This window comes from Methanosaeta sp. UBA356, from assembly GCF_002496465.1.
Lineage (GTDB): Archaea > Halobacteriota > Methanosarcinia > Methanotrichales > Methanotrichaceae > Methanothrix > Methanothrix soehngenii.
Genome location: NZ_DAKC01000064.1, coordinates 1 through 3282 on the forward strand (window position 1 = coordinate 1; position 3282 = coordinate 3282).

A 3282-nucleotide genomic window follows, 5' to 3' on the forward strand; every position below is an offset into this window, starting at 1 on the left:
GGACCGGGGAAGATCACCCCGTACTCGGTCTTCTTGATTATGGAGCCAAGCTCAATCATCTTCTTCTTGTCCCCGAACTTGGGGATCTTCCCCTCCAGCACCGCCAGGATCGCCTCCAGGAACTGCAGATCCTCTCCAGGCAAGACCCGATAGGTGGTGTTGGGACAAAGCCGGGCGGTGGGCGACTCCCTCACATCCACCACGATACAGGTCCTCTCCTCCTCGTAGCTCTTCTGCCTTTTCTCGCCTCGGGGGAAATAGGAGAACCGGGACAGATGCCTGGGCTGGGTGCTGGATGGGTCCGAACCCCAGAAGATGGAGGTATCAGCGAAGTTGCGCACATCATCCAGAGTGCAACTGGGAATCTTCCCGGAGAGGATCCTCTCCATGAGCTGCCCCTCGCAATAACTGGAGGGATCATCAACGAACGCCCCGATCTTCGCCGCCAGGGCGAGCCCCACCTCCTGCGCCTCCAGGGTGCAGTTGGACCAGCCGTAGATCACGGGCGCGCTGGCGTTCCTTAAAATCTCCGCCGCCCTTTCTATCGCCTGATCTAAAGAAACCTCACTGCCCTCCACCAGAGGCCCCGTCCTCTCGCTGAATAGGGCCTGATAGTGGGCCTGGCCTTTGCGGCAGAGGTTCCTGGCCTGGGAGACAGACCCAGAGCCAGCGTCCGGAAAAAGTATGTCCTCGCATATGAGCGAGCAGCCTGTACAGGTCTTATAATTGAATTCTGTCATCTGCATCACCTCAGACGAACTCTATGGCCTTGCTCGGACAGGTCGCAGTGCAGGCATTGCACAGAATCTTATTCGGCCCGAAGCGCTTGCATTCTTGCAGGTTATTGGCCACTACCACCCCGTCCTCCACCCGGAGGATGACACGATCCCCCTCCGGACCGAGGCCAGCGCCGACCCTGGTGGGCTCGGCCGCCACATTCACCGGACAGGCGATCACGCAGTTGCCGCAGCCAAAACACTTCTCCGGATGAATGACAAGGCCGGTCTCTGAGGCGCTCTCCAGTGGAGCCACGATCTCCTTCAGCTTGGCGAGCTTCGCCTCATATTTCTTCTCTTCGAATAGAGGAGTGCACTCCTCCAGCTTCTTCTCCCGGCCCAAGAGGCCCACGGCAAAAGCCATGCAGGTGGGAAGCCCGCACTTCTTGCAGTTGGTCTTGGGCAATAGCATATAAATCTCCATGGCGCTTACCATAACCAGATACCTCAGTTTGGGAAGGATACAGCAGTAACATCAATCTCGATCATATTTATTGCCTGCGCAAAGCTTTTCATACTTCTTCAGGAATTGTCTTTTCAATGCCCTTCAGCAATCCCATTGCCCTTTTGGGCCTCCTTGGCATAATACCCCTGGTAATAATCTACCTCATCCGACCCCAGCCAAAGGAGATCCGCTTCTCCTCCATCCAGTTCTTGCGAGAGGGGGAGGCGAAGCGCACCGCCGTCCTCAGCCGTCTGATAAGCGATCCCCTCTTCTGGGTGCAGCTCTTGGCCATCTGCTCTCTCTCCCTCGCCGCAGCCGGGCCCTACACCAACGAGCAGGGGCCGGCAAGCAGCCATCTGGTAGTAGTCCTGGACGGCTCTGCGAGCATGCAGTCCTCATTCTCCCCCGCCCAGAACATCATCCGTTCATACCTCGACCGCTATGAGAGAATCAGCATCATCTTAGCAAAAAACGTTCCACAAACGGTCCTCACCGAGGGCAGTCCAGCTGAGGCCCGAGATCAACTCCCACAATTTAAGCCGGCTGCAGTCTCAGCAGACCTCTCCAGCGCACTGACCCAGGCCAGCATACTCCTGGGCAGCACCGGGGGGGATATTCTTCTGGTCTCGGATTTCATCAGCTGGACGGGAGACGATCCCGATGTCACCCGCAATCTCATCGAGGCCGGCGGCCGGGTGGGAATAGTCTTTGCCGACTCATACCAGGGAGGGAACAACCTGGCCCTGACAGAGGGCTGGAATGTGCCGGGAACGGGATACGTAAACCATACTGCTCTGATTCACAACTACGGCCCGACAAGAACCATACCCATTACCATCACCGGCCCAGGCGGCAAGACCAGCCAGGCAGCTGCAATCCCACAGGACGGCGACTACTACCTATCCTTCACCGCCTATCCCGGGGTGAATGAGATCTCTCTGGACATTGAGGACGCCATCTTCTGGGACAACCGGGCTTATGTCTATGTGCCAGACCAGGCTAAGAGGGACGTTCTTTATCTGGGCGAGGCCGGGCCAGCCCTAAAAGCCCTCCAGTCCCTGCCAAATGTTATTGTTATGACCTCAGGCAGGTACTCGGACTTCGATCTGATCGTCCTGGCAAGGAATGCCTCGGCCGATGGCGAGCTCAACCGCTACATCGACGGCGGCCGGGTGATCTACCTCCCCTTCGATCTTGAGAGCCCCCAATATCTCCCGGTGAGGGTGACGGGAAAGCTCCCCGGCCCCACCAGGCTTTGGGTGAGAAATTTTGGTTTTGCCGAGGGCCTGCACTTCGATGAGATCGGGATTTACAGCTACCCGGACGCTGCTGCTCGCAGGGGCGCGACCACCATGGTGGAAGCCAATGGTGCCCCCATCCTCGCCTACTGGCGGCTGGGCGAGGGGATTGTGATCTATGACGGCCTGGAGATGGACTCGGACTTCTATCTGCGCCCCGAATACCCCATATTCTGGTATCAGATGATCAACTGGATGACGGGGGTGCCGGATATAGAAGACTCCAACCGGAAGACCGGGGAGATCATAGCCACAGGCGAGCAATCCACCATCCAAACCCCCAGCATCAGCCTCATCGCCAGCACTATTTCCCTGGACGAGGTGGGAATCTATCGCTTCCAGGGACGAACGGTGGCGGCGAACATGTACAACCCCACCGAGTCCTCCCTTCTCCGCAGCCGAGATTTCGAGCAGGGTGAATTTCTAGGAGTGGTTCGCAATACCATTGTACAGAGGGATTTATCCCCCTGGGTGATAGCCCTAGCCGCCCTGGTCATCATTCTGGAGCTGGCCATCATGCGCTGGAGGAGGGAGACATGATCCAGGATCTCTATTTCGCCCGGCCGGAACTCCTCTGGGCCCTGCCACCCCTAGCCCTGCTGGGGCTGGTCTACGTCCACCTCCGGGCCAGGAATAAGATCCTTGCCCTCTCCAGGCTGCTGATCTTCTGCTTGATACTGGCAGCGGCTGCAAACCCCTATTTTGTTCAAACCCAGGTCGTCCAATCGCAAAAGCCGAGCATCACCGTCCTGGATGACAAGAC

At 57.8% G+C, this 3282-nt stretch carries 3 protein-coding genes and 1 pseudogene; 2 read left to right on the plus strand and 2 right to left on the minus strand.

Annotation, left to right across the window (positions count from 1 at the left end):
• Positions 1 to 740 (minus strand): annotated as a pseudogene (locus BP727_RS05370) (formylmethanofuran dehydrogenase subunit B); the annotation flags it as partial.
• Positions 741 to 750: 10 nt separating this feature from the next.
• Complete coding sequence (locus BP727_RS05375; RefSeq protein WP_013719392.1) at positions 751 to 1212, minus strand: (Fe-S)-binding protein; 462 nt, start codon at positions 1210 to 1212, stop codon at positions 751 to 753.
• A gap of 104 nt (positions 1213 to 1316) precedes the next feature.
• Between BP727_RS05375 and BP727_RS05380 the strand changes: the two genes are divergently transcribed.
• Positions 1317 to 3059, plus strand: a complete 1743-nt coding sequence (locus BP727_RS05380; RefSeq protein ID WP_286857767.1) for a vWA domain-containing protein — start codon at positions 1317 to 1319, stop codon at positions 3057 to 3059.
• Positions 3056 to 3282, plus strand: a 227-nt coding sequence (locus tag BP727_RS05385; protein ID WP_286857769.1) for a hypothetical protein, incomplete at its 3' end; no start/stop codon positions are given. The genes BP727_RS05380 and BP727_RS05385, both read left to right, overlap by 4 nt.